The following is a 1,290-nucleotide window of genomic DNA, read 5'->3' as shown; positions in this document are numbered from 1 at the left end:
TCGCCTCTGACTGCCAAGGCATCCACCGTGTACGCTTAGTCACTTAACCATACAACCCCAAAGGGTTTCGCTTACGCGAAATAACAACGAATTGTTATTGTATTAGCAACCAAGGTTTCTATCGTTGCCTCATTATTTGAATGAGCGAGACAACATTTTCGATTTTGCCGGACTCAAATATTAAACAATTAACCGAAGTTAGTTGTTTCCAAGAACACTTGAATGTGTGTTGGTTTGTTATCACCGAAGTGACAACAAGTACCTAGTGTTTCCTTTCGAAAAAGGATCCAATAGGATTTGAGAACTTTTATTTTGATAAATTAATCACAGCTTGAGCCGTTTTATTTCACTTTTTAAAAGTGAAAACAATTAACTTATCAGTCAGCTTTCCAAATTGTTAAAGAGCGAGATTTCATTCTACTTAAAGAAAAAAACCATTTTTAAATACTCTTATCTCAGTCGAGATAAAAACACTTAAAAATGGTGGAGCTATGCGGGATCGAACCGCAGACCTCTTCGCTGCCAGCGAAGCGCTCTCCCAGCTGAGCTATAGCCCCATTTACTAGGAAGTACAATTCCCTTCTCTTTTAACTTCTAAACCTATTTCAATCTGTGTGGACACTCATCAAAGCAATCATCGTTTAAGGAGGTGATCCAGCCCCAGGTTCCCCTAGGGCTACCTTGTTACGACTTCACCCCAGTCATGAACCACAAAGTGGTAAGCGTCCCCCCGAAGGTTAAACTACCTACTTCTTTTGCAGCCCACTCCCATGGTGTGACGGGCGGTGTGTACAAGGCCCGGGAACGTATTCACCGTAGCATTCTGATCTACGATTACTAGCGATTCCGACTTCATGGAGTCGAGTTGCAGACTCCAATCCGGACTACGACGCACTTTTTGGGATTCGCTCACTATTGCTAGCTGGCTGCCCTCTGTATGCGCCATTGTAGCACGTGTGTAGCCCTACTCGTAAGGGCCATGATGACTTGACGTCGTCCCCACCTTCCTCCGGTTTATCACCGGCAGTCTCCCCAAAGTTCCCGACATAACTCGCTGGCAATTAAGGATAAGGGTTGCGCTCGTTGCGGGACTTAACCCAACATTTCACAACACGAGCTGACGACAGCCATGCAGCACCTGTCTCAGAGCTCCCGAAGGCACACCTGTGTCTCCACTGGCTTCTCTGGATGTCAAGAGTAGGTAAGGTTCTTCGCGTTGCATCGAATTAAACCACATGCTCCACCGCTTGTGCGGGCCCCCGTCAATTCATTTGAGTTTTAATCTTGCGA

Annotated in this window: 1 tRNA gene and 1 rRNA gene; both read right to left on the bottom strand. The window is 45.6% G+C overall.

The annotated features are described in order from the left end of the window. Window positions 1-481: 481 nt before the first annotated feature. Window positions 482-557: transfer RNA gene (locus tag AACW90_RS22850), tRNA-Ala, on the bottom strand. Window positions 558-642: 85 nt separating this feature from the next. Next, a 16S ribosomal RNA gene (locus tag AACW90_RS22845) occupies window positions 643-1,290 on the bottom strand; the annotation flags it as partial.

The sequence above is a fragment of the Vibrio frigidus genome (genome assembly GCF_042465995.1).
GTDB lineage: Bacteria > Pseudomonadota > Gammaproteobacteria > Enterobacterales > Vibrionaceae > Vibrio.
Note: the sequence above shows the minus strand (reverse complement) of the source record. Positions and strands in the feature narration are given on the sequence as shown.